Source organism: Planotetraspora phitsanulokensis (genome assembly GCF_016863295.1).
Classification (GTDB): domain Bacteria; phylum Actinomycetota; class Actinomycetes; order Streptosporangiales; family Streptosporangiaceae; genus Planotetraspora; species Planotetraspora phitsanulokensis.
Genome location: NZ_BOOP01000003.1, coordinates 505,629 through 531,476 on the forward strand (window position 1 = coordinate 505,629; position 25,848 = coordinate 531,476).

Here is a 25,848-nt window from a genome sequence, read left to right on the forward strand (position 1 = left end):
CCCACTATGCGGGCGCGCACCCATCCCGTCTGCCATCGACACACCGCGAAGCGGCAGCGGGCCGGCGACAGAGGTGCAAGCCCGGCTTGACGTGTCCCTTCGCCTGCGCACCTTCCACGATGATGGGATGCCAACGGTCACAACCGGGCATGCGGCGGCGGAGGCGGGCTGCTGGGCTTTGTCAAGAGTCCGACACTGCCGAAGAAGTGGTCCCCCTTCAGGGGGAGGATCACCTCGGAACTGAACATTACGCTGCCGATATGGGACTCAGGCGCCGGATGGCCGCCTCGTACGTGCTCGTGACGGCAGCGGCCGTGTTAGTCGTCGAAGCGGTGCTGCTCGGTGTCTACGTGCCATCGATCGTCGGTGACTCCAACCTCCAGAACCGCCTCCAGGCCCAGGCCAACCATGACGCGAACATCCTCAGTCTCTCCGTCAGCAACCTCAACGTGGCCGTCCCCGACGCCACGATGGACGAACTGCTCATCATGGCCCAGAAGGTGGCGAGAACTCAGATCTCGCTCAGCGGATCCCCGGTGAACCAGGACAAGGGCGTGCCGATCACCGTCACCGACGGCAAAGCGATCGACCAGCCCATCGAGGCCCTGGTCGACGCGGAAGGTCTTGTCGTCATCAGCTCCGCAAGAGGCAGCTATCCCCCGGGTGTCCCCCTCGACGTGCGCCTCCTCCCGGAGGGCGGCGGAGGCAGAGGGAAGACGCGCACAGGCGACACGACATGGTGGTCGAGTCCCGTGCTGCTCTACCCTCCCGGCTCGCCCCCCTCTGGCATGGAGACGGCCTTGGCGCCCAAGTACAAGATCCTCGGATACGTCCACGTGCGGGCGCCCTCCGGTTACGGCGAAGCGGGCGACGTGCCCGGGTCGCTGTTGCGCGTGCTGGTGCCGGGCGCTCTAGTGCTGGTCCTGGTCGTGCCGGTAGGCCTGATCTTCGGGCTGCTGAGCACGCGACGTCTGATCGGCCGGCTGCGGCGTCTGGCGAACGTCACCAGCACGGTCGCCCAGGGCGACTTCCGTCCGCGTGTCCCGGTGACCGAAGGGGACGAGGTGGGACAGCTCGAGGAGTCGTTCAACCGGATGACCGAGCGGCTGGAGTCGGCGCTGCACGCCGAGCGGGCGGCGGGACGTGCGGAGGCTCGGCAGGCCGAGCGGGGACGGATCGCCCGCGAGTTGCACGACTCGATCTCGCAGGATCTGTTCTCCCTGAGCCTCCTGGCGGGGGGTATGCGGCGCGCGGCGCCCGATGGGCTCCGGGGGGAGGCCGACTCGATGGAGCGGACCGCGACCAGGGCCATGCGGGAGATGCAGGCGCTCCTGCTGGAGTTGCGCCCGGTCGCGCTGGAGGACGCCGGTCTCGTGCCCGCGATCGAGGAGCTGTGCCGCGCCTACGAGACTCGGCTGGGGCTTCGGGTGGAGACGCGGCTCGATGAGGTTTCGCTCGCGCCCGCGGCGGAGCACGCCGTTCTGCGCCTGGTTCAGGAGGCGTTCAGCAACGCGATCAAACACGCCGATCCCGGCCTGGTGCGGGTACGGCTGACCCAGATGGCGGAAACCGTGGGAGTCGAGATCAGTGACGACGGTGCGGGCTTCGATCTGTCCGCGGTGGCCGCGAATCACGGGATGGGCCTGCGGCTCATGCGCGAGCGGGTCGAGGAGCTGTGTGGAATGTTCGAGCTGCATACGGCACCCGGCCAGGGCACGACGGTCGCTGCCACGCTGCCCTCCGCATCGTCCATGCCGCCGTCCCGAATCGGCGCCCCGGTCACGAGCGCCGGGGAGCAGCCGTGATCCGGGTGCTGATCGTCGACGACCACGAGGTCGTACGGCAGGGCCTCCGGTTCGTCCTCGGGCAGGAGGACGGCATCGAAGTGGTCGGCGAGTGCGCCGACGGCGCCCGCGCGCTGGCGGCGATTCCCGCACTCCGGCCGGACGTGATCCTTCTGGACATGGTCATGCCCGGCATGGACGGGCTCGCCGTGCTCCGGGAATTGACGACCGGTCCGGCGGTGATCGTGCTGGCCTCCTTCCTCGACGACGAACGGGTGATCGAGGCCGTCCGGCTGGGCGCGCTGTCCTACCTGTCGAAGACGACGGCCGTGGACCGGGTGGTGGAGGCCGTACGGGCGGCTGCGGTGGGCGGCAGCGTCCTGGAGGCGGGCACCGCGGCCCTCCTCATCGAGCGTGTCCGGCGGGGCCACCGCAGGAATCCGATGGATCTCCTCACCCCACGTGAGCGTCAGGTGCTCGCCGAACTCGCGCGGGGCCGCTCCAACGCGGAGATCGCCCGTTCTCTCAGGCTCGGCAGGGAGACGGTGAAGACACACGTCTCCAGCATCCTGACCAAGCTCGGGCTTGCCGATCGGACGCAGGCGGCCATCTTCGGGTTGCAGCAGGGCCTCATCCGCCTGGATGAGGCCCTGGACATCTGACGGAGCACCTGATTCCTGTCGGATCTCACCCCGTCCGCAGCGTCTCGGCCGGCGCGAGGCGGGCGGCGCGGAACGCGGGGTAGAGTCCCGCGATCCCGCCGACGAGGACGGCGACCAGCGGGCCTCCCCACAGCGCCTCGACCGGGATCTGCATGGTCCAGCCCCGGCTGCGCGCCAGCGCCGCCGTAATCGCGCAACCGATCAGCACACCTGCCGTGCCTCCGAACGCGCCGAGTACCAGCGACTCGGCGAGGAACTGGCCCCCGACATGCCCTCTGGTCGCCCCGAGCGCCCGCCGCAACCCGATTTCCGCGCGCCGCTCCAGGACCGAGATCACCATGATGTTGCCGATCCCGATGCCCGCCACGAGCAGGGCGATCGCGCCGAGCCCGAGGAACAACACGGCGGATGACTGGGCCACGGCCACCCGGGCGGTGAGCGCGTCCGAGGGACGGGTCAGGTCAACCCGGTCGGGGTTCATCGGGTTGGTGGTCAGCCGGAGCAACGCTGAGACCTCGGTCACCCGCTCCTGCTGTGCGCGGACGTAGATGCGGCTCGGATGACCCGCGTATCCGAACATCGACCGTGCGACGGGGAACCCGATGAGCGCCGACCTGTCCACTTCGGGGGCGAACGGGATCGCCTCGAGGATCCCGGCGACGGTGAACCAGTGGCCGCCGAGCCATACCCGCGTGCCGGGGTCGACTCTGGTGATCCCGAGTGTCGTGGCCGCCTCGTGCCCGAGCACGGTGACCGGGTAGACGGCCGTGGCCGCGTCGAGGAACCGGCCCTGTCTCACGTGCCCGTCCAGGGTGACCAGCAGCGACGGGTCCGCGGCCCGTACGGCGAGGCCGCCGGTCTGACCTTCGAGGACCAACTGGTTGCGATACACGTTCTCCGTGGTCAACTGCGCGGTCGGCGCGACGGCGAGCACTCCGTCGACCTGGCGCAACATCCGCGTGGCCTCCGCCGGGAGTTCCCGCTCGCTGCCGCCGAAGCCTGTGCCGCTGGAGACGGTGAGCAGATTGGTGCCGAGCCGGTCGATCTGGGCGAGCAGGGCGGCCTGGCTGGATCGGGTCACCCCGGCCACCGCCACGATGGCGGCGATGCCGATCGCGATGCCCAGTCCGGACAGCACGGCTCGCAGTCGCCGGGTCCGCAGGCCCAGGGTTGCGGTGGCCAGCAGGTCGACGCCGCGTACCCGGGATGCCAGTGGGGTCGTCGCCGCGTCGGTGCGCGTCATCGGACGGCCTCCCGGGCAGCCTGGTCGACCACTTCTCCGTCACGGAGTTCGATCCGGCGCGCGCAGGCGGCGGCCACGCCCTGGTCGTGGGTGACGATCACCATCGTGGTCCCGTGGGCGTTGAGCTCGCGAAGGAGCGTGACGATCTCCGCACCGTTGGCCGAGTCGAGGTTGCCGGTCGGCTCGTCGGCGAAGACGATCGCCGGTTTGCCGACGAGAGCACGGGCGATCGCGACGCGTTGGCGTTCTCCCCCGGACAGCTTCGCCGTGCGATGCCCGAGACGGTGGCTGAGGCCTACCCGCCCCAGCGCCTCCGCCGCTCGCTCGCGCCGGGTCCGAGCTGCTACCCCTCGGTAGAGCAGGCCGGTGGCGACGTTCTCCAGTGCCGTGAGGCTGTCAAGCAGGAAGAATCGCTGGAAGACGACCCCGACGTGATGGGCCCGCAGGCCCGCGAGGCCGCGCTCCCGCAGATTCTGTACGGCATGTCCGGCCAGCCGTACCGAACCGGAGGTGGGGCGGTCGATCGCAGCCATGAGATGGAGCAGGGTGGACTTGCCCGACCCCGAGGGCCCGAGGACTGCCACCATCTCGCCCGCTTCGACAGTCAGTCCGATCCCTTTGACGGACTCCACCGGCGGCTCGCCCGGATAGACCTTCCACACGTCGTGCAACTCCAGAACTGGGCTCATCCGGCGGGCACCTCCACGTTCATGCCCTCGGTGACCCCGGTGACCTCGACCAGGCCGGCGGACTCGTCAAAGAGCCCGACCTGCACCGGGACCAGCCGGCCCGCCACGGCGACGGCGAACGTCCCGTCCGGCCTGGCCAGCAGAGCGACGATGGGCACGGCGAGCACGTCCTTGCGCTCATCGTCGGTGAGGGCGACCTGTACCAGCGCCTGGTCGAGCATGTTCACGGGACGGCCCGACAGCCGGATCGTGATCGGCACCGACGACTCCGCCTGCCCGTCCGGCCCGTCAGAGGTGGACGCCACCGGGCTGACGGTCGTCACTCGGCCATTGCGCGTCGAGCCGTCGGGCAGCGTGACCAGTACCCGGGCGCCCGGTTTGACGCTCGGCGCCTGGGCGGGGTCGAGCTGGACCGAGACGATGGGGAGGCCGCTCGTGCCATGCAGCACCGGCCCCCGGGGGGACGCGCCGAGCTGTACGTCGTAGCCCGTCACCCGGAGCGCGACCGGAAGGAAAACGACCTGCCCCAAGGGGACCGTCCCGGTCACGGGGAGGCGGGCGTCGTGCTGCCACCTGCGGACGGCGTAATAGGTCGCCAGGGAGAAGTGCCGGTCCACCGTGAACCCGGTGTAACCGAGCGCGCGCAGGTTCACCTCCAGCTGCCGCACGTCTGCGCCGTCGGTCATTCCGAGTGCGAGCGTCCGCCACGCGGGGCGGGAGCCGTACAACAGGGGGACCCGGCGGCCGGCGGCCTCGTACAGCGCATGTCCCCTGGTGATCGTGCTGCCGATGGCGGGCAGCTGAGTGATCACCGCGCCGGACCCGAGGACCTGGTAGTCGCCTTCGTACGCCAATGTGCCGTTGACCTGCTGTTGTTGGGCGATGTCGGTGCGGACCACCTCAGCGGTGCCAGTGACCGTCGGCGGGGTGGCTGCCGGAGCGGGATCGCCCCGCAGCACGGTCCAGGCGCCACCTGCTCCCGCCAGCACCACGACTCCGGCAAGCACGGCGATGGGCCGGTTCATCCGTTCTCCGAGGCCGAGACGATAACGATGCTCTTGCCCACGAAGTACTGCCGGCACGCGGGGAGCTGTTCGCGCCATCCGCGCTTACCCAGGTCGAGCAGCCGTTTCGGCATGGGGAACTCACCTCTGGCGTTGGGGTCGGGCCAGTCGGGGATGCCGTGGTCGCGGAAGCACCGAGCGAGTTGCCTGAGTTTGGCCATGTCGGCGGCGCTGTACGTCGGTCCCTTGTTCTCCCCGGGCAGACGAGCGGCGATGGACGCGCACGCGGTCTTCGCGCTCGCGGGGATCCGGACGGAGGGGTTCACCTGAACGTTCCCCTGAGCGTCCATGACCGGATCGGGGAAGTTCGGCACGCCGTGCTGTCGCAGGCAGGTGGCGAGCTCCCGATACACCGCGAGAACGGCGGAGGCGCTAGGGCTCGGCGCTGGGGTCGCGCCAGGCGTGGAGGTGGCCGCGCAGGCGGCCAGGACGGGCGCGAGCAGCAGCAGGCCCGCTCTGCGGGTCTTCATGGAGTCTGCCTCCGGGGTTGTGGGATGACTCCTTCACGTTCCCGGCTGGGCACTGCGCGCGCATCGCGCCGGAGTGGGGCGGCCGATCCCCCATTCGGGGGAGTCGGCCGTACCACCGCTCCGAGGTGAGCTCGGCATGGATCCCCTCGAACCGGCCGAGGGAACGTCAGCGGTCGTGGGTGGCGGCCATCGCGGGCCCGGCCATTCAAGCGCGGAGCTCGGCAGAGGTCAGGGCGGCGATCAGACGCCTGGCCGACTCCCGGACCTCGCCGAATCGGCACGGAATGCGGCCCTACGCCCGGAGTCCTGAGCGTCGGAAGGCCCTGCCTCTTCCGCTCGTGCCGTCTCGACCTGCAGCGACGTGTCGAGGAGGCCCAGATAATTTCTGGCGAAGCCGGTCAGCGCTGCGTGTCGTGCAGCGCACTAACGAGGAGGTCGCTTGAAGGATCTGGCGCGTCGGCGCACGCAGCCCGAGATTCAGATCATCGTGGGCTGCGTGTTCCTGCTGGTGGCTACGGCAATGGGCTTTCTCGCATGCTCGACCGGCTGGACGACGCAGGACATGAGGATCAGCACCGACATCCAAGCCCTACGCATGCCGTGGCTGACCGGCGCCGCTCTGGTTCTCAACCTGGCCTGCGACACCGTGGGCGGCATCATCATCCTGGTGGTCCTGACCACGGCGCTGATGCTGACAGGGCGGCGCGTCGACGCGGTCCGGTCCCTGGTCGTGGTGGTGGCAGGATGGGGCATCAGCACAATCCTGAAGATCGTTGTGGCGCGGCCGCGTCCTGCTAATCCACACGCACTCCTGGGAAAGCTGGGTGACAGCAGCTTCCCCAGTGGCCACGTAGCCCTGACGCTCTCCCTGGTCATCGCCTTGGCGCTCCTCATCCGCCGCCGTTGGATGATCGTCGTGGGGGCCGTGGTCGTACTCGCCCAGATGTTCGCCCGCGTGTATTTGGGGGCGCACTATCTCAGCGACACCGTCGGTTCGCTCATCGCCGCCCCTGCCGCGATCGCGATTGCACTCGCCCTCGTCCGCACACGTGCACTGGCAGGCCAAAGAGTCGATCCGGCAAGGCGAGCACCGGCCTGCGAGCTCCCCTCGGTGGACAGAACGGGGCAAGACCCGATCGCAGAATGACGCTCCAGCGCCGCGCGTTTCCATCCGCGCGGGCTACCTGATCGGCATGGTGGCGGCCCTCCTGGCCTCCTTCCTCCCGGCACGCCGTACCGCCGTGGTGGTGCTTGCCCTCCTCCTCGATGCGGACGAGCTCGTGCAGTAGCGGCGTCAGTCCAGCGATGCGACGGGGCACTCGCGTTCCGCATACGACGACGTCATGCCGTCTCGCCCAGGAATGTGGAGCGATAGCTGCGCCAGACGGTGATGTCGTATCCGATGGCAAGTGCCGCTCCCAAGAGCAGTGGCGCGCCCATTGCTGCGAGTGCACCGGTGAGCAGGGCCGTGGCGACGAGAGGGCTGACGGACACGGCGACGCTGCGCGCGATGCTGGTCATGCTGGCAGCGGCGGTCCGATCCTCAGGGTCCACGACAGCGGCGGTGAAAGCTTGGCGGGCCGGGACGTCGATCTTCGAGAGAGCTTGACGGATGAGCAGCAATGCGACCGCGCCGCCCAGAGACGGGGCGAACGGGATGCAGGCCAGGATCAGGTTGGAGGCGAAATGCGGCACCAGCATCGCCGCGAGCAGGCCTCTGCGGGCGGCCAAGAGAGGTGCGGTGAGCTGAGCAAGCGCGGGTAGGAGGTTGGCGGCGAAGAACACCAGACCGAGCTGGGCGGTGGTGGCGCCGTAACGGTGGGCGAACCACCAGGCCAGGACGGTCTGTACGGCCAGCCCCCCAGCGAAGGCATCGACCGCGAAGAGTCCCGCCAGGCGGCGGATGTTGGCGGGCACCCGCCAAGGCGCCCGGGTGGCCTGGCGGCCGATCGTCCCGGTGTCGGGTGCGGGACACGCCCGCGCTTCGGCCTCGGGCGACAACCTGAAGAAGAGCGTGACGGTGCCCGCGGCCAGCACGGCATACAACGCGAAGGCCGCGTCACCGGCGGACACCAGGTGCTGCAAACCCAATAGGGCGGCGGCGAGCCCGCCCAGGGCTCCGGCGACCAGCGCCGTCACGTTGTAAAAGGTGAAGACCCTGGTGTGCTGGGACGGCTCACACGATTGCGCCAGGATCGACTGCTCCACCCCCGAGAAAGGGGTGTTGTCGTTCGTCGACGGCGAGATCGTGCCGACGAACGCCGCAGCCGCCAGTGCGAGGAACGACTCGCTCAGGGCGAACACCACGCCCGCCGCCGCCATCAGACACCCGCAGGCGACAAGCGCCCGCCGCCGCCCCCACCGATCAGCGAACAACCCCAGAATCAGACTGGAGGCGACCGAGCCGGCCGAAGCGGCGGCCAGCAGCAGCCCTATCTGCCACGGGGCATCACCGTCTTCCGCCAGCATCTCGGCCAGCAGCACACTGGTACACCCGTAGCCGAAGGTACGAAGCGCCCTCGCCGCTACAACCAATCGGACGTTCCGCGCCGATCTGCCCCAGAATATGCTCCTGACCTGCACGTTTGCCATGCCTCAGTTGAGCGGAGACAGGCCACTGAGGAAACAGACACGCCGATTTCTTTACGGACCGTGTGTCCTGCCGCAGCCGCACAGAGTGGCAGCGAGAGCTTAGCGGCCAGGATGCGGTGTCGGCCCACTTCACCACTCATCACGCCGCGCCACGACCTCCGAATCATTTCCGGCGCGGTTTGCCAGGCGTGCTGGCCAGTGCTGTACCAGTGAGATGTAGTCCTACTCGTTGTCCTGGTGCGGGGAGCAATTGTCCAGCGGTGCGTGCGGTCAGGGTGAGGTGGCCCCTCTCGGCGTCGACCAGTAGTTCTACGAGGCCGTCATGACCGCGGAAGTCGATCGTGACGGCTTTGGCGCGTGCGAAGCCGTTCTCTGGATCAGTGATCATGACCTGCTCGGGACGTACGAGTACGGCGCCGTCGCCGTATGCCGGATGCGGCAGGGCGATGGGACCGATCGGTGTCTCGGCAGTATCGCCGGTCAATTGCGCGGGGATCATGGTCAATTCGCCGACGAACGCCGCGACCACGTCATCGGCCGGCCGGCGGTAGACCGCTTCCGGAGAGCCTGCCTGCACGATGACGCCATCGCGTAGGACGGCCACTTGCGCTGCGAGTGACAGCGCCTCGGCCTGATCGTGAGTCACCAGGACGGTGGTGGCGGCAGTGGCTGCCAGCGCTGCGGTGACCGCCCGGCGTGTGTCGGCGCGTAGTTCGGCGTCCAGGGCCGAGAAGGGTTCATCGAGCAGCACAAGGTCGGGACGGGTGGCGAGGGCCCGGGCGAGCGCCACTCGCTGCTGCTCGCCTCCGGAAAGTTGATGGGGGTAACGACGCGCGTACCGATGGTCGAGCGCGACGAGCTCGAGCATGTCCGCGACGACATGGCGGTCGCGCCGCGCGCGCCTCGGGAGTCCGAACGTCACGTTGCCTGCCACAGTGAGGTGCGGAAACAGGCTTCCTTCCTGCGGCACGTAGCCGATGCGGCGCCGCTCGGGCGGCACATCGGCCATCGGGCGGTCCGCGATCATCACCGTCCCCGCGTCGGGCCGGTCGAAGCCGGCGATGAGCCGCAGGAGGGTCGTCTTGCCGGATCCGGAGCGTCCGATCAGTGCCGTCAGCTGACCGGCGGGTGCCGTCAGATCGAGTCCGTCGAGCACTTTCGCCGTTCCGTACGACTTCGCCAGGCCGGTCACCTTCATGCCGCCGCTCATCGGCCCGCCCCTTCCTTGCGACGGGTCAGCAGGTAGGCAGCGGGGACCGAGATGAGGATCATCAGCAGTGCGTACGGCGCCGCCTGACCATAGTTAATCGACGTGGAGGCGCTCCAGAACTGGGTTGCGAGCGTACGAGTGCCTATGGGCGCCAAGAGGAGAGTCGAGGTCAACTCGGTGGTGATGGCGAGGGACACCAGGGCGGCACCGGTTGCCACACCTCGGGCGATCAGGGGGAGGGTGACACGTGACAGCACTCCGGCGGGTCCGACGCCAAGGGAGCGTCCGACGTCGCCGAGTTCGGGCGGTGTCTGCTTGAGCACGGCGCGGAGGCTCACCATGGCGCGTGGCATGAACAGGACGGCGTATGCGGCGAGCAGCATCGCCGTGCTCTGGTACAGAGACGGCAGGTGACGTGCCGCGATAGTGACCAGCGCGAGCGCGACGACGATGCCGGGCAGAGAGTTGCCCAGGTATGTGCTCCGCTCGACTATCTGACTGAACCGTCCTCGACGCCGGACCGACAGCCAGGCCACGGGGAACGCGAGCGTCGTCGTGACCGCCGCGCCGAGGAGAGCTAAAACGATCGATGTACTCGCCGTCTGCAGGAGCTCGGCTGCGGGGAACTCGGCCGAGGTGCTGGTGAGGAGCCACCACGCGATGCAGCCCAACGGCACGCCCAGCGCCGCAGCAGTAAGGAGGACCAGCCCGGCGAGAACCCCCGGCGCGGTACGGCCGAGCGGATACCGGATCACTTGGCGAGCCACGCCACCGCCGACTCTCATCAGAGGGGCGCCCCCGCTCAACGCCCGCTCGGCACCGAGCAACAGCAGGCACAGAGGGATGAGCACCCCGGCAAGGGCAGTGGCCGCGGACCCGTTGAACGTGGATTGGTACTGGTCGTAAATCGCGGTGGTGAACGTGTCGAAGCGCAACGCCTCCAAGGCGCCGAACTCGGCGAGCAGGTGCAGCGCCACAAGCAAGGCGCCGCCGGACAACGCCGGCCGCAGTTGCGGCACGACGACCCGGCGGAAGGTCCGGTACGGGCCGTTGCCGAGCATCCGCGACTGTTCTTCGAGTGCGGGGTCGAGTCCGCGCAGCATGGCGGCGACCGGCAGATAGACCAACGGGTAGTAAGACAGCGTGGTCACCAGGAGGGCGGCGCCCAGCCCTGCGAACGACGGCGACAGGGAGTACCAGGCGAAACTGTTCACGAACGCGGGGACGGCGAGCGGCGCGAGCATGAGCGCGGTCCATACCGGACGCCCGCGCAGGGTGGTTCTCTCGACGAGCCAGGCGGCGAGCGTGCCGACGGTCACGCACGCAGCCGTGCCCAGCGTGACGAGCAACACGGTGTTCGTGAGCAACTCGCCCACGCGCGGCCGCCACAGCAGCCGCGCGGTGTCGTGGCCGGCGAGTACCCCGGCGAGCACGTATCCCGCCGGGACCAGGGTGAGCACCGCCACGGCGACGGCCGAGCCGAGCTGAATCGGCCGGCCGCCGGCGCGCGCTGCGTGGATCAGACTCACAGGAGGCCGACCTGCTGCATGTTCTCGATGACCTTCGGGCCGTTGAGCGTGTTGAGGTCGACGGCCGGGATGTCCAGCTCCGCCAGGGGCTTCAGTTTCGGATTCGCCGGGACCCCGGTGCCGACGGTGTACTCCAGGGCGTTGCTGTCAGCCAGCAGCTTCTGACCCTCGGGGCTGGTCATGTAGGCGAGGAACCGCTGGGCTTCGGCGGCGTGCTTGCTCGACTTCAGGACCCCGCCGCCGGACACGCTGAGGAACGCGCCTGCGTCCTTGCCGCCGAAGAATTCCAGTTTGGTGTTGGAGCTGTTGGCTCCGCCGTCCGCTTGGTCGCCGTACCAGTAGTAGTGGTAGATGACGCCGCCCGGCACCTCGCCGGAGTTGGCCGCCTTCATGATGGTGCCGTTGCCGCGGTAGATCTTGGCGTTGTCCTTGATTCCCTGGAGCCATGCGGTCGCGGCGGCGTCGCCTTGGACGGCGTAGACGGCGCTGACGATCGCCTGGAAGTCGGCCCCGCTCGGGGAGATGCCGAATCGGTCCTTCCACTCGGGTTTCGCCAAATCCATGATCGACTTGGGGAGCCGGTCGTCGGTCAGCTGAGAGCTGTTGTAGACGAACACCGTGGAGCGGGCCGCCACTCCCACCCAGTCGCCCTTGCTGGAGGAGTACTGGGCGGGAACCTGCGCCTTCGTCGCCGCGTCGACGGACGCGAACAGATCCTTACTCGACACCAGCGCCATCGCGGGCGAGTTCTCCGTGATGAACACGTCAGCGGGTGAGGCCGCGCCCTCGACGACGATCTGGTTGGCCAACTCGAAGTCGCTGCCGTTGCGGATCTCCACCTTGATGCCCGTCTTCGCGGTGAAGGCGTCGGCCCATGCCTTGCCGACCTCCTCGTGCTGCGCGTTGTACAGCACGATTGACCCCTTGGCGGCACCGGTGCCGGCGGCGGTGGACGGGGACGCCTTGTCGCCACCGCAGGCGGTGAGGCTCGCCGTGGCCATCACGGCGAGCGCGGCGAGGAGATGTCTGGCTGTCCGCACGCGGGACTCCTTTGGAAATGCGATCTCGATAACTCGAAGGAAGGCTAGCCTTTCCTTAGTTAGGCCCACCTCCCTAAAATTGGGGGGTGACATCGCTGCCCGTCCTGCTGCTCGACGACCACCGGGTCTTCACCGACTCCCTGGCGTTGACCCTGGACGTCGAGCACGACATTCACTGCGTCGCCACCGCCCGCACGGCTCGCGAAGGTCTCGCCAAGGCCGCCGCGATCGACTTCGCCGTCGCCATCACCGACCTCCAACTGCCCGACGCGGATGGGTTCGACGTCATCGCGCAGCTGCATACGCTTCGTCCGGAGGCGCGGATCATCGTGCTCACCGCTCATTCTCGAGCGGACCTTGCTGATCGGGCGATCGCCGTCGGCGCGGTCGCCTTCCTCGGCAAGGACGCGCCACTCCCCCGCATCCTCGCGGCCATTCGATCCGCGGACGCGGCACATCCGATGGTCGAAGTGGAGCGCCGAAGTCCCCAAATCCACCTCACCGACCGTGAATACGACGTGCTGCGCGAGCTCGGCAGAGGCAACGACGCCGGCCGCATCGCAGCGACGTTGGGGATCTCGCTGCACACGGCGCGCGACCACATCAAGGCGGTCATGAGGAAACTCGGCGTGCAGACGCAGCTCGACGCGGTGGTGTCCGCTGACCGGCTCGGCCTCATCACCATCGGCTCCGGATACTGATCTTGACTGTTTCGGAAGGGCGTCGCGTTCTCTGGCTGACGCTCGCGGCTCACATGCTCCTCGCCGCCGTGGTCGCGACCGCGGTGTCGGTGCTCATCACCGTCGGCGTGTGGCGGTACGCCGAGGACGATGCGCGCCGGAGCGTGGAAACAACCGGCCGCCAGGTGGCCGCGGCTGTGCTCGCGCCGATGTCGGTGCGGAACTTCCTACGGCTCGATGAGCTTGCCCGGGGAGATCTGCGTGGCCGCATCTGGCCGTTCCTCCAAGCAGGCACGGTGCAGCGAGTCAAGGTCTTCCAGGTTCAGGGTGCCCTCGCCACCGTGGTGTTCTCCGATGAGCCCCGTGCCGAGGGCCTGTCCGGCCGTCTCGACTCCCAGATCGCCACACGGATGGCCGTCGATGACGTGCTCGTCCAACCGGCACCCGACGACGCCGAGCACCGCTACGAGGCCGGCCTTCCGGGCAGCCGAATGGAGGTCTTCTTCGGCTTCCGCGACGCCGACGGCAACGACATGCGAATGGAGCTCTACCTGCCCGTTGATGTGGGCGCGACGACGAGGCAGACCGCGATGGTCCTGCTACCGACGGTGCTGATCGGCCTCGCCGCGATCACCGCCGCCGGCGTCCCGCTTTCGGTGACGCTGGCACGCCGGCTGCAGCGCGACCGGGCTGCACTACGCGCCGCACGCGAGTACGGCCTCGCCGCCTCCGAGCTTGCCCGGCGAGACCTGGCGAGGCGACTGCACGACGGCATCATCCCCGACCTCGCCGGAGTCGGACTGCTCCTGCAGAGGGCACAACTCACTGAGCAGCCCTGGCCCCGCCACCGGGAGTTCCTCGACCGCGCCCAGCACCTATTGGCCGGGGAAGTACGGCAGCTGCGCAGCCTCCTCACCGAACTCCTCCCGGCCGACCCAGTCGGCCAGGACATCGAAACGGCTCTCCGCGGCCTCGCGGTACGGATCCGGGAGAGCGAGGTCCCTGGCCCCGGTCCTATGGTCGACATCGCCGCCAGCGGCCTAGGCCCGCTGGACGAGCAGCGCGCCATCATCCTCTATCGGGCCGCCGGCGAACTGCTCCGCAACGCGTTCCGCCACGCGCACTCTCATACCGTGCACATCCGCGTCGCCGCCACCGACGCGGCGACGGTCACCATGACCGTCGCCGACGACGGTGTGGGCTTCACCCTCCCCCTGCCTCACCGTGCCGGCCATATCGGCCTCCGCCTCGTCCAGCACCTGGTTGAAGACAACCGAGGCCGGTTCACCATGACCAGTACGCCAGGCGCAGGCACGACTGCAGCCGTGTCCCTCCCCCGCGCAGCCGCCCCTCCATCCGGCTGATCGCCATGCTCGTCCGACCTGCGGCAAGCCCGGGCAGCGCGGTCAGAATCTCCCGACTCGCATGCATCCCTCCGTTATCGATGAGGGTGCCGTGCTGCCGGTTGATATAGCTCTGCGTAGATTTCTTCGAAACGGGCGAGAGAACGGCGATGATCGTGAGTGGCCGCCAGCGCGAGGCCGGCCTGGGCCATCGAGTTGCGCAGTTCGGCCGAGGTCAGGATCGCGGCCAGGTGCCGGGCCAGCTCCCGCACGTCACCCGGCCGGTACAGGTAACCGTTGCCGTCCACGAGATGCGGTAGAGCCATGGCCCGTGCCGCCACGACCGGTAGCCCGCTCGCCATCGCCTCCAGCGTGGCGATGCTCTGCAGCTCGGCCACGCCGGGCATCGCGAACACGTCGGCGGCTGAGTACACCTGTGGCAGAGCGGCGTCGGGGACGAACCCGAGAAAGTGCACCCGGCCGTTCACGCCGAGGCGTGCGGCGAGCCGTTCCAGGGCTGCCTTCTTCCCTCCCGTCCCGACGAACACGATCTGCGCGTCGACGTGGTTCAGCACATGGGGAAGGGCCCACACCAGCTCGTCCAGGCGTTTCTCCTCGTCGAGTCGGCCGACGAACAAGATGGTGGGCCGGTCGTCCAGCGCGAAACGCTGCCTCGCCCACTTCTGGGGCTGCGGCTGGAACCTGTGCAGATCGATCCCGCACGAGATCGCCTCCACTTCGCGGGTGAACCCCTTGGCGGCGAGCAGCTCGGCAGCGATCCGCGTGGGCGTGGTGACACGGTCGGCTCGGGCGAACACCCGGCTGAAGTCGCGCCAGACGAGATCGCCCACACCTCGACGAAACCGGACCGGCACATGGGCGAACTGGAACATGTTGTCCGGCATGAAGTGGTTGGTCGCGACCACGGGCAACCCGGCACTCCGGGCCGCCGCGATCGCCGCCCTGCCCACAACGAAATGTCCCTGCACGTGGATGACCTGCGGGCCGACCTTGCCGATCAACCACGACAACGTACGGCCGAGCCCTGCGGGCACGCTGACTCTCATCGTCGGGTGAACCAGCAGTGGGACGGAACGCAGCCGGTGGACCACGACAGCGTCGCGGATCTCCACGCGCGGTCGGCCATCAGCGGATGCGCACACCACATGGACCTCGGCGCCACGGGCGGCGAGGCCGCTCGCCAGGCGATGGCTGAAATAGGCGGCGCCGTTCACGTCTGGAGGGTAGGTGTCGGTCGCGATCAGGATGGTGCGGCCACGGTCGGCGTCCGGTCCCGGTGACGGAGTGTGCGGTGCCTGCCCTTCGAGACGGGACGGGGGTATGGCGTCAAGCGGGAAGGCATTCATCAGGTCGATCCTTTGTCGAGGCGCTGTCGAGGCGCTCATGTGGGCAGCGGGGTGGTTCGTGCGAGCACGGCGATGCCGGCGCCGGCTACCAGGGCGAATACGACGGCGATCGCCGCGTGGTCCGGCAGGGGTTCACCGAGGAGCGAGGCGCCGCAGGTCACGGCGGTGAGCGGATCGGCCACCTGCAGCGTGGCGAATGCCACGCCGAAATGCCCGCTCCCCCGCTGTCCGCCCGCGCTCCTGGGGGGATGGGCGTACGCGCGCTGGATCAGCATCAACGCGGCCACAGCCGGCAGCGGCAGGGCCGCGAGGAGCCACAGGTTGTCGCCTGTTCCGCCCACGACGACGTGGGTGAACGTCGCGGTCGCGCCGTACAGGACTCCGGCGGCGAGTGCGAGCAGGGCGCTGCGGACGGCGCCCGCCGAGTACTGAGCGAGACCGAAGCAGGCCAGGGCGGCGAGACCGGTGGCCACGAGCATGGCCACCGCCGCCGCGTTCGTCAGTTGCGGTGTCTGGGAGGACGGCGGGACGAGCAGCACAAGGCCGATCAGCCCGACGCTCACCAGACACGCGGCGGCGAGTTCCCCGGGTCCTGTGCTGCGGCCGTGCATCGCGGAGGCGATCGGCAGGGCGAACAGGAGGCTGGCCACTCCCATCGGCTGCACCACGCTCAGCGGGCCGAGGCTCAGCGCGACGACGTGCAGGGTGGCTCCGGCGGCGCTCGCCGCGGCACCGGCCAGCCAGGCCGGCCTGCGAAGGAGCACACGCAGACGAGGTGTGGAGGAACGGGCGGCTTCGTGTTGCTGCAGCGCAGCGCCGAGGGCGAAGAACAACGAGCCGAGCAGCGCGACGCCGGCGGCGAGTGCGGTCATGCAGTTCGCTGCCTGGCGGTCCGGCCACGGTCGCGCACCAGCTCCTCGAGCAGGGCGTCCCACCGCCTGCCGATGTCGTCGGGGTCGTACGCGGCGGCTGTGCCGGCCGCTGCGGCGCCGAGCGCACGGCGCGCCTGCTCGTCCTCGATGAGTTCGCAGACGGTGCGGGCCAGCTCGCCGACGTTCTCGGCCCCGACCAGGCGTCCGTCCACGCCGTCGGTGATCACCTCCGCCGGCCCCGTGGGGCAGTCGAACGCCACGACCGGCAGGCCCTTGCTCATCGCCTCGAGCAACACCATCGGCATGCCCTCGGAACGCGAGCTGAGCACGAACATGCTCGCCTTGGACAGCTCCTCGCCGACCTGGTCGGTGCGTCCCATCAGGAACACCGTGTCGTCGAGGCCGGCGTCCTCGATCTGTGCGGAGAGCCGGTCGAGCCAGGGGCCGGAGCCGAAGATCCGCAGATGCCACTCCGGGTGCCGGTCGGCGACCAGGCGCCATGCCGAGATCAGCAGGTCGAACCCCTTGTTCCGATCGAGCCGGCCGACCGCGACGGCTGAGTGGCTGTCTAGCGAGGCCGGCTGTCCGCCGAGCGGCGGCAGGGCATTGGGAATGCGGGCGACACGCTGGCCGGGCAACAGCGCCGCGTACTGGTCATGATCGGACTTGGTCAGGGTGACCACCGCGTCGAATCTGCTGTAGCGGCGGGCGATGACCTCGTAGAGCCGGCGCCTGTGCGCGGTCAGATGGCGATGCTCCTGACCGATGGTGATCACTTCGGGCGGTGCGAAGGAGGTGATGAGGAGATTCAGCGCCGGACGCGTCCCGATCAGTGTGCCTCCGCGGAGGCTGCGCAGGTAACGCACCACCAGCAGGTCGGTCCACAGAGAGCAGCTCCGGTACACGGGCTCGGCGGTGGGGACCAGGACGCTGGGGAGCCGCGCCAGCCACCGCGCCGCTCCGGTCTTCTCCTGGGTGCGGTCGTCCAGGGTGATCACCTTGACTCCGTGCGGGATGTCGAAGAAGGGTCTGTTCCTGGTCCGGACGACGCTGATGACCTCGACGTCCCGCTCCTGCGCCAGGTAACCGGCCAAGTTGAGCACTGTGCGGATCGTTCCGCCCATGCCGAAGGCGTGGAAGAGCACGATGCGCACGACATCCGAGTCGGCCGCGCGGCCGCGGCGCGCGCGCCACAGGTTGGCCAGATCGAGCAGGCGCAGGGCCGTCCAGCGCACCCATCGGGCGCCTCGTCCCAGCACCCACGTCCGAAAACGCCGCACCGTCACCTCCTGTCGTACCGGCTGCCGGCCACCCCACGTGCGCGACCGGCGGGCGCGGAGCGGCCGTGCGCGGAACGCACTGCCAGGTGAATCGTCTGATCGCGCTTACTGATGCTCAGGTAGACCACGAAGGCCACGATGGCGATCAGGAAGAGGAAGCTCGTGACGACGGTCCCGAGGCCGAGGCCGCCTTCCTCGCCCGGCTGCGACAGGTAGTCGCCGAGAGAAGCACCCAATGGACGGGTGAGGACGTAGGCGATCCAGAAGGTCAGAACGCTGTTGACCTTCAGCACCCCGTGGGCGAGGGCGACAAGCGCGATCAGGGCGGCGAACATCACGGCGGACGGCAGGTAGCCCATGTTCAGGCGCTCGGCGACGAGGTCGCCGGACGCGGTCCCGAGCGCGAAGGTGAACAGGATGGCAAGCCAGTAGAAGCTCTCCCGCCGTGTGCTGGAGATGGTGTGGATGGACAACGTGCGCTCGACGGCGTACCAGGCGGCGAAGGTCACGATCAGCGCGAGCCCGAAGACCGCCGTGGTGATCTCCAGTGGGACCCCCAGACCGTCGGTCAGGTTGTCGGTGATCAGTGTGCCCACGACGCTGATCAGGGCCACGGTGACCCAGTAGATCCACGGCACGTACGCCCCGGCATGGAACTGGAGGACGAGGAAGAGGGCCAGCAGACCGGCCATGACGCAGGTGGTGGTGGTCAGCCCCAGGTTCATCGTGGTGCTGAGGAAATCGGCGGCGGTCTCCCCGACGGTCGTGCAGAGGATCTTGATGATCCAGAAATAGACCGTGACCTCGGGCACCTTGTTGAGGGCCTGCCTGGCATGCCAGGAGGCCGTTCTCGATTCGGGAGTCATCATCGGCCCAGGCTGGCACCTCGCGCCTGAACTCAACCTGACTGCGTGACGGGTGTCTTCACGTGCGGCGACGCCCGCTGGCGACCCTCGCTGGCCGTGGCATAGTCTGACGACCCCGACCTACTACAGCGTGTAGGGAGATCCGATCTCATGCCCACCGTCGCCATCGTCGAGGATGACTCGGCGCTACGTCAGGTGCTCGGCCGCGGCCTGCGCGAGGAGGGGTTCGAGGTACCTGTCTGTGTCTCCACCGGATCGGACCTGCTCCGCCAGATCGACGGCGTGACTCCGGAGGTGTTCGTCGTCGACATCGGCCTTCCCGACGTGGACGGCCGCGACCTGTGCCTGGCTCTGCGGGCGCGCGGGGTGGATACGCCGGTCCTTTTTCTCACCGCACGTGGAGGCATCACAGACCGGCTGGCGGGATTCCACTCCGGCGCGGATGACTATCTCCCCAAGCCCTTCCATTTCGACGAGCTGGTGGTCCGCTTACTTGCGTTGATCCGCCGAAGCGGCTCCCAGCGTCCCGCGCCGCCGGGACTGCACCTTGATCCGGCCTCGCACACGCTCAGGGACGGAGCTCGGGCCGTCTCCCTGACCCCGACCGAGTTCCGCATGCTCGCGCTCCTGCTGGCGCGCCGAGGCGAGGTCGTCCGCCGTCAGGCCCTCATCAACGCGGCATGGCCGCCCGGCGCCATGGTGCACGACAACACGCTGGACGCCTATGTCGTGCGGCTGCGCCGAAAGCTCACCGAAATAGGACGGGCCGGCGTGGTCACCACCATTCGCGGGGTCGGATATTCGATCTCGTGATCCGCAACAAGCTCGTCATCACGGCGACGGCCACGCTCGCCGCCGCCCTCGGGGCGCTGACCATCGGGTTCTCGTCGGTGTTGTCGTGGCGGCTGGAGCAGGACGCCGACGGCGTCCTGCGAGCGCGGGCGGAGGCCGCTGCGGCGAACATCACGATCCGGCAGGGGCACCTGGCGCTCGCGGACACGCCCTACGACGAGGCGCTCGACAGCAGCGTATGGGTGTTCGACGGAAACGGAACACTGATCAGCAGCCCGTCCAGATTGAGCCGGCTCGACCCCGCCGCCCGAACGGTCAGCACGTCGCCCCAGCCCACCCCCCGTGACGTGCACGACGACACACGGATGCTCGCGCTTCGCCTGCGTGACGCCGGCGCGCCGAAGGCGACAGTGGTCGCGGCCCTGTCGCTGATCCCGTATGAGGATGCCGCACGCACCGCACTGATCGGCGCTCTGATCTTCGATGTGCTGATCCTGGCCATCGGCGCCTTCTTCATCCGCCGGACCGTCCTGCATGCGCTACGGCCAGTGGGGCAGATGACCGCCCAGGCGGCCACGTGGTCGGAACGGGATCTCGATCGGAGATTCGGGCTGGGGCCTCCGCGGGACGAACTGACCGGACTGGCCGCGACCCTCGACACCCTTCTGGCCCGGCTGTCCGCAGCCCTGCGCCACGAGAAGCGGGTCACCGCCGAGATCGCACATGAACTGCGGACCCCTCTCACGCAATTACGGCTCGAGACCGAGATCGCTCTTCGCCAGGACCGGCCGCCCGATCAACTGCGCAGCGCGCTCCGGCAGGTCCTCGCAGGAACCGACCGGCTGGCCGACACCGTCGACACGTTGATCGGGCTGGCACAACAGAGCATCGATCCGTCCACGGGTACGTGCAAAGCCCTCGAAGCAGCGAACGCGGCGCTACGCTCCTCCACCAGCCTGGACAAGGACGTCCGGCTGGATCCTTCGGCCCAGACAGACCTTGTCGTCGCGTGCGACCGGGATGTGGTGCTCCGCATACTCCACCCGCTGCTCGACAACGCCGCGCGGTACGGCCGCTCGACGGTCATGCTGGGGATATGCCGCGACGGGAACAACGTGGTGTTCTCCGTCGCCGACGACGGTCCCGGATTCGGCCCCGAGGAGATCTCAACCGTCTTCATGCCGGGAGTCCAAGGAGCCGCCGCCGGCCCCGGAGAGGGCGCCGGCCTGGGACTGGCACTCGCCCGCCGGCTCACCGACGCGGCAGGTGGCACCCTGACTGCCAAGCTCTCGAACGGCGGCCTGATCGAGGTGCACCTCCCCGCGGCATGAGTGACAGGCTCAGCGCGCCACAAGCATCACCAGGATCGACGCGAAGTCCCGTGTGGCGTCGAACGCCGCCCCCGCTGCCAGCAGCGTCATCGCTCCCACGGCCCACAGGAGCCGACGATGGGTGACCGGCTCAGGCGTCAGCAGCGCGGAGACACGCTCGGCCACGCTGAGCTGGTGAAATCCCGGCGCCAAGGAAGAAGCCGCCGCGGAGGCCGATCTGGCCAAGGCGGCGGCCGCCAGCGCTTGGGCCACGAGACGACGGCTCCCCGCCACGACCACGGCGTCCTCGTCCGCATCCCGCTCACACAGGAAACCGATGGATCGGCGAACGGGAACAAGCAGGGGGTTCATCGCCGCAGCCAGCTCCGCCAGCGCCAACGCGACAGAATGACGCGCCCGCAAGTGTGCCCGTTCGTGGGCGATCAGCGCCCGGCGCTGCCCGGCGTCGAGCGCGCGGAGCATGCCCTGCGTGACGACCACCCGTCCGCCGCCAGTACGAGATCCGGGAACGGCGAAGGCATCCGGCCTCGCATCGGCTACCACGAGCAGCTCTCCACCCGGCAGTGCACCGAGCCGCCGCAAACGCCGTCTCGCCTGAACCAGGCGACGCAGCGCCAAGAACGAGCGCACCGCACCCACACCGAGGATTGCCACGCCGACCAACGACACGGCGTCGTGAACCGGCACCAGCCGCTCCGCGGCGTCGAATGCCGGAATGTCGTCGACGAGCAGTGACCCGAGCAGGAGGCACGTCCAGACGGTGCCCGCCGCCGCGATCACCGCAGCGGCCGTCAGCGTCCACAGGCCGGCCCGCGGCGGCAGCGCCTTCGCGACCGCCCGGCTCGACACCGCCAGCACGACGCAGACCAGCAGAGGCAGGTAGACGGCGACGGTCACGACGAGCCTTCGGCGTCCAGCGCGGCACGAAGGGCGGCTTCGTCGGCCGCGTCGAGCGTGGTGACGAAGCGCATGAGGATCTCGCCGCGGTCGGCGCCGCCATTCAGAACGGCCCGCATCTGCTCGGCCGCGACCTCCGCGGCCCCCTTCACCGGCCTGTACGTCGACCGGCCCGCCGGGCCCAACCGGTGAACCTGCCCCTTGGCGTGAAGCCGCGTCAGAATCGTGTGCACGGTGTTGTAGGCCAGATCTCCCCCGACGGCCACCTGGACCTCGGCCGCGGTCATCGGCCCGTCGGCCGCCCACAGGGCACTCAGAATCTCGCCCTCCAGTTGGCCCGCCGAACGTCTCGACCTGGCCGCGCCCCTGCCCGCCATCTCACCTCGATTCGCCGGTCTACACCGTACCGCCACGGACGCACGAACACCCGAGCGTTCACGCCCCTACAGTGTGTAGGAACCTACCTACTACATCATGTAGGGTCATAGCCCACTCAGCTGGCGAAACAGCCGCATAAACGTAGGGAGATCGTGGTGAACCTGGCCCCCGGACAGCGTCGGTCCCGTGCCATGGCGGTGCGACCCGCGTGACCACGGCCACTCCCTCAGCGCTCACCGCCGCCGTCAACCTCCTCGATCCCACCTCGCTGCTCCAGACCTTCGGAGTCGTGGGCGTCGCCGCGACCTTGTTCGCCGAGACCGGTCTGCTCGTCGGCTTCTTCCTGCCGGGCGACTCGTTACTGTTCCTCGCCGGCATCGCCGCGTCCCCGGTGGCGCAGGACATCGTCGGCGTGCGACTCAGCCTTCCGCTGTTGCTGCTGGTCGCGCCCTTGGCCGCCATCATCGGCGCACAGCTCGGCCACCACCTCGGCTCACGCTTCGGCCGCCGACTGTTCGCCAAGCCGGACTCGCGCCTGTTCAAATCAGCCCACGTGGCCCGTGCCGAGGCCTACTTCGACCGGTACGGCCCCGCCAAGGCGGTGATACTCGCCCGTTTCGTCCCGGTCGTACGAACGCTCCTCAACCCCGTCGCAGGCGTCCTCCAGATGCCGCCAGGGCGGTTCCTCCGGTGGAACATCATCGGCGGCCTGCTGTGGACCGACGCCATCCTGCTCGCCGGCTACCTGGCCGCCGGCACGCTCCGCGACACCGTGGGCGCACAGAACATCGACAGGTACCTTCTCCCCGTCATCGCGTTGATCGTGCTGGTATCCCTCACACCGCTGTTCATCGAAGTGCTGCGGCACCGCAGAGGCCGACGCACCGCCGAAGGAGCCGCGCCCATCGACGGAGGACACCGATGAGCGCACATCTGTCCTACCTGGAAGCTCTCGCCGTCGGTGCCCTCCAGGGCATCACCGAACTGTTCCCCGTCTCCAGCCTCGGGCACAGCGTGCTCCTTCCGGCGCTGGTCGGCGGGCGCTGGGCCGACGATCTCAACGTCTCCACACCCGAGTCGCCCTACCTGGCCTTCGTCGTGGGACTGCACGTCGCGACCGCGCTCGCGCTCATGCTGTTCTTCTGGCGTGACTGGCTCCGCATCGTCACCGGTTTCGTGACGTCGATACGCCATCGACGCATCGCCACAGCCGACGAGCGCCTGGCCTGGATGATCATCATCGCCACGATTCCCGTAGGGGTAACCGGCCTGCTCCTGGAACACACCTTCAGGACCGTCCTCGGCCGCCCGTTGCCCGCGGCGGTCTTCCTGGCACTCAACGGCGTGATCCTGTACGGCGCGGAACTCCTGCGCCGGCGAACACTCGCCATCCGGCCCGCGACGACACCCGCAATGGCCGGCGCCGGTGTCGACGCCGCGGCGCTCGGGAGCGGAGACCAGGGCACCACGGATCTGGCCGGTGATCGACGTCTCGCCGCACGGTCCTGGCGCGACACCACGCTCATCGGCACCGCACAGGTCCTCGCGCTGCTACCCGGCATCAGCCGATCGGGTGCCACCATGGCGGCCGGGCTGTTCCGCGGACTCGACCACGACGACGCCGCCCGTTTCTCCTTCCTCCTTGCCACACCGGTCATCCTCGCCGCCGGGGTACTAAAACTTCCCGATCTGTTCGGCCCGCTCGGCGACGGCATCCACGGGCAGGTCCTCGCGGGCAGCGCCGCGTCGTTCGTCTGCGCGTACCTCGCCGTGCGGTTCCTCACCAGGTATTTCCAGACCCGGACCCTGATCCCGTTCGCGGTGTACTGCACCGCTGCCGGAGTGGCGAGCTTCGCCTGGCTGGCCACCCGCTAGCCCGACGTCCAATCGCCGTCCCTTGAGGGTGATCATGCACGCCTTCGGGTGCGCGCAGCACGACCTGCGACAACCCGTTCCGTGATCATGCGCGGATTCGGCCGCACCAAGACTGAACCGCCATTTCTCCATCGGTGATCATGCACGAGCCTTCTCAGTTACCCGGAATCGGCCGTCCTTGGAGTGAGGAGCCGAATGACCAGGGGCGCCAGCAGGACCATGATGAACAGCCGCACGCTCTGCACGCTCGAGATGAGAGACACGTCGGCGTGGGTGGCCACTGCCGTGGTCAAAACGGCGTTGATTCCACCAGGGGTGGTGGCGAGGTAGGCATCGGCCAGGGGGATCCGCACCGTCGCGGACAACACCCAGGCCAGGCCGGCGCACGCCATGCTGATCGCCACGGTGCAACACAGGGCGAGAGGCAGCAGCCGGCGGATGTGCGTCATGGCGGGGCGGGTGAAACGCAGGCCGATGTCGAGGCCCACGATGGTGAACAGGAACGCGCGGAGCAGGCCGGTGGGGGCGAACTCCTCCGAGAAGCCCCCGGCTGTGATGGCGGCCGTAAGGAGCATCGGTCCGAGCAACGCGGGACTGGGCAGCCGGACGGCGCGGCCGATGACGATGCCGGCGAAGCAGACACCAGCCAGGAGCAGCAGCCCGATCCCCTGATGGTCGCCGGTGACCAGGTGCCAACCGCCGCCCGTGTACGGCGTGGCCGTAGCAGGAGTGGTCATCTGCGGGCTGATCAGCCAGTGGACCACGAGGGGCGCGGTGGCGGCGACCAGCGCGACGCGCAGGCATTGCAGGAAGGCGACCGTACGCGAATCGGCGTTGTGCTCCTGAGCGGCGGAGATCACCGCAGCCGAACCTCCGGCGATCATGCCCAACGTCGCGCTGGCCCGGTCGATGAGGCCGGTGCGCGCCATGGCGGCGGCTGCGAGGAGGCTGAGTCCGATGGTCGCCGCGGTGACGACGGTCAGCGGAAGTACGGCGCCGGAGGCGTGCTCCAACGTGCTCGGGTTGAGGTAGCTGCCGATCAGCACCCCGAGCCCGGCCTGACAGGTGCGATTGAGCCGAGCCGGTACCTGATCGGCGGTCAGTCCCGTCGCGGACAGGGCCAGCCCCGCCACCAGTGGAGCGAGCAGATGCGCTGCCGGCAGGACCGACTCGGCGGACTCGCCGATCATGTAAGCGATCACGATGAGGGTCAGCCACCCGGCCCAGCGGCGCCACAAAACGTACCTGGAGGGAGCGCGGGCCGGGATCGTGCCTTGCGAGATGCTGCTGCTCATGCTCACCCACGTTGCGCTCGGCGACCTCTGACTACCCTGAGTAACGGAATCGGTGTGCGCTCGGATTCCCCTCGCCAGGCAAAGAACAACGCCATGAGGCCCAGCGCGACCGACAGCCGTCGCATAAGCCGAGAAAGTGGCGCTTGAACCCCTCGGGCGCCCGGGCGTATCCGGCTGCGAACTCCCCCACGTTGGGGTGGGCGCTGCACGGCATATGTAGGTGGCCCCTATGGGTGGGAGTCGGTCTGAACGCGGCGACCGCAGCGTCACCCACGCCGCGGCCGTGCTGTGGCTTGTACTGAGCCAGGTAGGCCTTCTGCCCCATGTGACGGCTCGATCGGCGGATGTCGGGGTGGCCCGGCGGACAACACCGGATGTTAGCGGTCACCCGGCGGCCGGATGATGCGTGCGTCAAGTGCTGGCTCCTTTCCGACCCCACCCAGAGGAGACCTGTCCATGCGACCTCCGCGCCGGTTATCGCGCTGGCGGCTGGTGCTGATCGGGCTCGCGACCGTGCTCACCGCGACCACGTTGATCAGCATCCCGGCGAGTGCCGACAGCCCGATCGCCCTTCCGAGCACCCCGCCCA

General features: G+C 68.9%; 24 protein-coding genes. 9 read left to right on the top strand and 15 right to left on the bottom strand.

Features of this window, described 5'->3' with window-relative positions; genetic code table 11:
- The first annotated feature begins 260 nt into the window (after nt 1-260).
- Together Pph01_RS05275 and Pph01_RS05280 are read left to right on the top strand one after the other, a co-directional pair.
- Nucleotides 261-1,805 carry a HAMP domain-containing sensor histidine kinase gene (locus tag Pph01_RS05275; RefSeq protein ID WP_204071776.1) on the top strand — a complete coding sequence of 515 codons (1,545 nt, stop codon included), beginning with the start codon at nt 261-263 and terminating at the stop codon, nt 1,803-1,805.
- Nucleotides 1,802-2,446 (top strand): response regulator transcription factor, encoded by a 645-nt coding sequence (locus tag Pph01_RS05280; RefSeq protein ID WP_308441872.1) that lies wholly within the window; start codon nt 1,802-1,804, stop codon nt 2,444-2,446. Before Pph01_RS05275 ends, Pph01_RS05280 begins: the two co-directional genes overlap by 4 nt.
- Nucleotides 2,447-2,471: 25 nt before the next feature.
- On the opposite strand, the gene Pph01_RS05285 is transcribed toward Pph01_RS05280, so the two are convergent.
- Genes Pph01_RS05285 through Pph01_RS05300 form a run of 4 tightly spaced genes read right to left on the bottom strand, consistent with a single transcriptional unit; the run spans nt 2,472 to nt 5,912 of the window.
- Entirely contained in the window at nt 2,472-3,689 is a 1,218-nt protein-coding gene (locus tag Pph01_RS05285; RefSeq protein ID WP_204071777.1) for an ABC transporter permease, read from the bottom strand.
- Complete coding sequence (locus Pph01_RS05290) at nt 3,686-4,378, bottom strand: ABC transporter ATP-binding protein (protein WP_204071778.1); 693 nt, start codon at nt 4,376-4,378, stop codon at nt 3,686-3,688. Before Pph01_RS05290 ends, Pph01_RS05285 begins: the two co-directional genes overlap by 4 nt.
- Nucleotides 4,375-5,403: a peptidoglycan-binding domain-containing protein gene (locus Pph01_RS05295; RefSeq protein ID WP_204071779.1), complete on the bottom strand. Its 1,029-nt coding sequence runs from the start codon at nt 5,401-5,403 to the stop codon at nt 4,375-4,377. Before Pph01_RS05295 ends, Pph01_RS05290 begins: the two co-directional genes overlap by 4 nt.
- Complete coding sequence (locus tag Pph01_RS05300) at nt 5,400-5,912, bottom strand: hypothetical protein (protein ID WP_204071780.1); 513 nt, start codon at nt 5,910-5,912, stop codon at nt 5,400-5,402. Before Pph01_RS05300 ends, Pph01_RS05295 begins: the two co-directional genes overlap by 4 nt.
- Nucleotides 5,913-6,351: 439 nt before the next feature.
- On the opposite strand from Pph01_RS05300, the gene Pph01_RS05305 reads away from it, so the two are divergent.
- Complete coding sequence (locus Pph01_RS05305; RefSeq protein WP_204071781.1) at nt 6,352-7,059, top strand: phosphatase PAP2 family protein; 708 nt, start codon at nt 6,352-6,354, stop codon at nt 7,057-7,059.
- A 194-nt stretch (nt 7,060-7,253) separates the two neighbouring features.
- Here the strand turns inward: Pph01_RS05305 and Pph01_RS05310 are convergent, their stop codons facing one another.
- From Pph01_RS05310 to Pph01_RS05325, 4 genes are all read right to left on the bottom strand, one after another.
- Complete coding sequence (locus Pph01_RS05310) at nt 7,254-8,504, bottom strand: MFS transporter (RefSeq protein WP_275412796.1); 1,251 nt, start codon at nt 8,502-8,504, stop codon at nt 7,254-7,256.
- Nucleotides 8,505-8,667: 163 nt separating this feature from the next.
- On the bottom strand, nt 8,668-9,714 hold the full coding sequence (locus tag Pph01_RS05315; RefSeq protein WP_204071783.1) for an ABC transporter ATP-binding protein: 1,047 nt from the start codon (nt 9,712-9,714) through the stop codon (nt 8,668-8,670).
- The gene (locus Pph01_RS05320; protein ID WP_204071784.1) at nt 9,711-11,243 is read right to left on the bottom strand and encodes an ABC transporter permease; all 1,533 of its coding nucleotides are present in this window, start codon (nt 11,241-11,243) and stop codon (nt 9,711-9,713) included. Before Pph01_RS05320 ends, Pph01_RS05315 begins: the two co-directional genes overlap by 4 nt.
- Nucleotides 11,240-12,283: an iron ABC transporter substrate-binding protein gene (locus Pph01_RS05325; RefSeq protein ID WP_204071785.1), complete on the bottom strand. Its 1,044-nt coding sequence runs from the start codon at nt 12,281-12,283 to the stop codon at nt 11,240-11,242. The genes Pph01_RS05320 and Pph01_RS05325 overlap by 4 nt, the downstream gene beginning before the upstream one ends.
- A gap of 86 nt (nt 12,284-12,369) precedes the next feature.
- On the opposite strand from Pph01_RS05325, the gene Pph01_RS05330 reads away from it, so the two are divergent.
- Together Pph01_RS05330 and Pph01_RS05335 are read left to right on the top strand one after the other, a co-directional pair.
- Nucleotides 12,370-12,984 (top strand): response regulator transcription factor, encoded by a 615-nt coding sequence (locus Pph01_RS05330; RefSeq protein WP_204071786.1) that lies wholly within the window; start codon nt 12,370-12,372, stop codon nt 12,982-12,984.
- A gap of 2 nt (nt 12,985-12,986) precedes the next feature.
- On the top strand, nt 12,987-14,327 hold the full coding sequence (locus tag Pph01_RS05335) for a sensor histidine kinase (RefSeq protein ID WP_204071787.1): 1,341 nt from the start codon (nt 12,987-12,989) through the stop codon (nt 14,325-14,327).
- A 74-nt stretch (nt 14,328-14,401) separates the two neighbouring features.
- On the opposite strand, the gene Pph01_RS05340 is transcribed toward Pph01_RS05335, so the two are convergent.
- From Pph01_RS05340 to Pph01_RS05355, 4 genes are read right to left on the bottom strand one after another with little or no spacing between them, the layout of a single operon-like run.
- The gene (locus Pph01_RS05340) at nt 14,402-15,673 is read right to left on the bottom strand and encodes a glycosyltransferase (RefSeq protein ID WP_204071788.1); all 1,272 of its coding nucleotides are present in this window, start codon (nt 15,671-15,673) and stop codon (nt 14,402-14,404) included.
- Between the two features lie 35 nt (nt 15,674-15,708).
- Nucleotides 15,709-16,545 carry a DMT family transporter gene (locus tag Pph01_RS05345; RefSeq protein ID WP_204071789.1) on the bottom strand — a complete coding sequence of 279 codons (837 nt, stop codon included), beginning with the start codon at nt 16,543-16,545 and terminating at the stop codon, nt 15,709-15,711.
- Complete coding sequence (locus Pph01_RS05350) at nt 16,542-17,825, bottom strand: glycosyltransferase family 4 protein (RefSeq protein WP_239116441.1); 1,284 nt, start codon at nt 17,823-17,825, stop codon at nt 16,542-16,544. The genes Pph01_RS05345 and Pph01_RS05350 overlap by 4 nt, the downstream gene beginning before the upstream one ends.
- Nucleotides 17,826-17,827: 2 nt before the next feature.
- Nucleotides 17,828-18,694 carry a COG4705 family protein gene (locus tag Pph01_RS05355; protein ID WP_204071790.1) on the bottom strand — a complete coding sequence of 289 codons (867 nt, stop codon included), beginning with the start codon at nt 18,692-18,694 and terminating at the stop codon, nt 17,828-17,830.
- A 147-nt stretch (nt 18,695-18,841) separates the two neighbouring features.
- On the opposite strand from Pph01_RS05355, the gene Pph01_RS05360 reads away from it, so the two are divergent.
- Together Pph01_RS05360 and Pph01_RS05365 are read left to right on the top strand one after the other, a co-directional pair.
- Nucleotides 18,842-19,504: a response regulator transcription factor gene (locus Pph01_RS05360; protein ID WP_204071791.1), complete on the top strand. Its 663-nt coding sequence runs from the start codon at nt 18,842-18,844 to the stop codon at nt 19,502-19,504.
- Complete coding sequence (locus tag Pph01_RS05365; RefSeq protein WP_204071792.1) at nt 19,501-20,814, top strand: sensor histidine kinase; 1,314 nt, start codon at nt 19,501-19,503, stop codon at nt 20,812-20,814. Before Pph01_RS05360 ends, Pph01_RS05365 begins: the two co-directional genes overlap by 4 nt.
- Nucleotides 20,815-20,823: 9 nt before the next feature.
- Here the strand turns inward: Pph01_RS05365 and Pph01_RS05370 are convergent, their stop codons facing one another.
- Together Pph01_RS05370 and Pph01_RS05375 are read right to left on the bottom strand one after the other, a co-directional pair.
- Nucleotides 20,824-21,711 carry a M48 family metalloprotease gene (locus Pph01_RS05370; protein ID WP_204071793.1) on the bottom strand — a complete coding sequence of 296 codons (888 nt, stop codon included), beginning with the start codon at nt 21,709-21,711 and terminating at the stop codon, nt 20,824-20,826.
- Complete coding sequence (locus tag Pph01_RS05375; RefSeq protein ID WP_204071794.1) at nt 21,708-22,088, bottom strand: BlaI/MecI/CopY family transcriptional regulator; 381 nt, start codon at nt 22,086-22,088, stop codon at nt 21,708-21,710. Before Pph01_RS05375 ends, Pph01_RS05370 begins: the two co-directional genes overlap by 4 nt.
- Before the next feature lie 209 nt (nt 22,089-22,297).
- On the opposite strand from Pph01_RS05375, the gene Pph01_RS05380 reads away from it, so the two are divergent.
- Both Pph01_RS05380 and Pph01_RS05385 read left to right on the top strand, forming a co-directional pair.
- On the top strand, nt 22,298-23,014 hold the full coding sequence (locus Pph01_RS05380; RefSeq protein WP_204071795.1) for a DedA family protein: 717 nt from the start codon (nt 22,298-22,300) through the stop codon (nt 23,012-23,014).
- Nucleotides 23,011-23,964, top strand: a complete 954-nt coding sequence (locus Pph01_RS05385; protein WP_204071796.1) for an undecaprenyl-diphosphate phosphatase — start codon at nt 23,011-23,013, stop codon at nt 23,962-23,964. Before Pph01_RS05380 ends, Pph01_RS05385 begins: the two co-directional genes overlap by 4 nt.
- Nucleotides 23,965-24,122: 158 nt before the next feature.
- Here the strand turns inward: Pph01_RS05385 and Pph01_RS05390 are convergent, their stop codons facing one another.
- Nucleotides 24,123-25,259 carry an AbrB family transcriptional regulator gene (locus tag Pph01_RS05390; protein WP_204071797.1) on the bottom strand — a complete coding sequence of 379 codons (1,137 nt, stop codon included), beginning with the start codon at nt 25,257-25,259 and terminating at the stop codon, nt 24,123-24,125.
- Between the last annotated feature and the right edge of the window lie 589 nt (nt 25,260-25,848).

Excerpts from the sequence above, each read along its gene's own strand:
- Pph01_RS05295 (WP_204071779.1), bottom strand. The coding sequence starts at position 5,403 with ATGAACCGGCCCATCGCCGTGCTTGCCGGAGTCGTGGTGCTGGCGGGA.
- Pph01_RS05390 (WP_204071797.1), bottom strand. The coding sequence starts at position 25,259 with ATGAGCAGCAGCATCTCGCAAGGCACGATCCCGGCCCGCGCTCCCTCC.
- Pph01_RS05345 (WP_204071789.1), bottom strand. The coding sequence starts at position 16,545 with ATGACCGCACTCGCCGCCGGCGTCGCGCTGCTCGGCTCGTTGTTCTTC.
- Pph01_RS05275 (WP_204071776.1), top strand. The coding sequence starts at position 261 with ATGGGACTCAGGCGCCGGATGGCCGCCTCGTACGTGCTCGTGACGGCA.
- Pph01_RS05360 (WP_204071791.1), top strand. The coding sequence starts at position 18,842 with ATGCCCACCGTCGCCATCGTCGAGGATGACTCGGCGCTACGTCAGGTG.
- Pph01_RS05300 (WP_204071780.1), bottom strand. The coding sequence starts at position 5,912 with ATGAAGACCCGCAGAGCGGGCCTGCTGCTGCTCGCGCCCGTCCTGGCC.
- Pph01_RS05285 (WP_204071777.1), bottom strand. The coding sequence starts at position 3,689 with ATGACGCGCACCGACGCGGCGACGACCCCACTGGCATCCCGGGTACGC.
- Pph01_RS05375 (WP_204071794.1), bottom strand. The coding sequence starts at position 22,088 with ATGGCGGGCAGGGGCGCGGCCAGGTCGAGACGTTCGGCGGGCCAACTG.
- Pph01_RS05385 (WP_204071796.1), top strand. The coding sequence starts at position 23,011 with ATGAGCGCACATCTGTCCTACCTGGAAGCTCTCGCCGTCGGTGCCCTC.
- Pph01_RS05310 (WP_275412796.1), bottom strand. The coding sequence starts at position 8,504 with ATGGCAAACGTGCAGGTCAGGAGCATATTCTGGGGCAGATCGGCGCGG.
- Pph01_RS05340 (WP_204071788.1), bottom strand. The coding sequence starts at position 15,673 with ATGAATGCCTTCCCGCTTGACGCCATACCCCCGTCCCGTCTCGAAGGG.
- Pph01_RS05315 (WP_204071783.1), bottom strand. The coding sequence starts at position 9,714 with ATGAGCGGCGGCATGAAGGTGACCGGCCTGGCGAAGTCGTACGGAACG.
- Pph01_RS05355 (WP_204071790.1), bottom strand. The coding sequence starts at position 18,694 with ATGATGACTCCCGAATCGAGAACGGCCTCCTGGCATGCCAGGCAGGCC.
- Pph01_RS05290 (WP_204071778.1), bottom strand. The coding sequence starts at position 4,378 with ATGAGCCCAGTTCTGGAGTTGCACGACGTGTGGAAGGTCTATCCGGGC.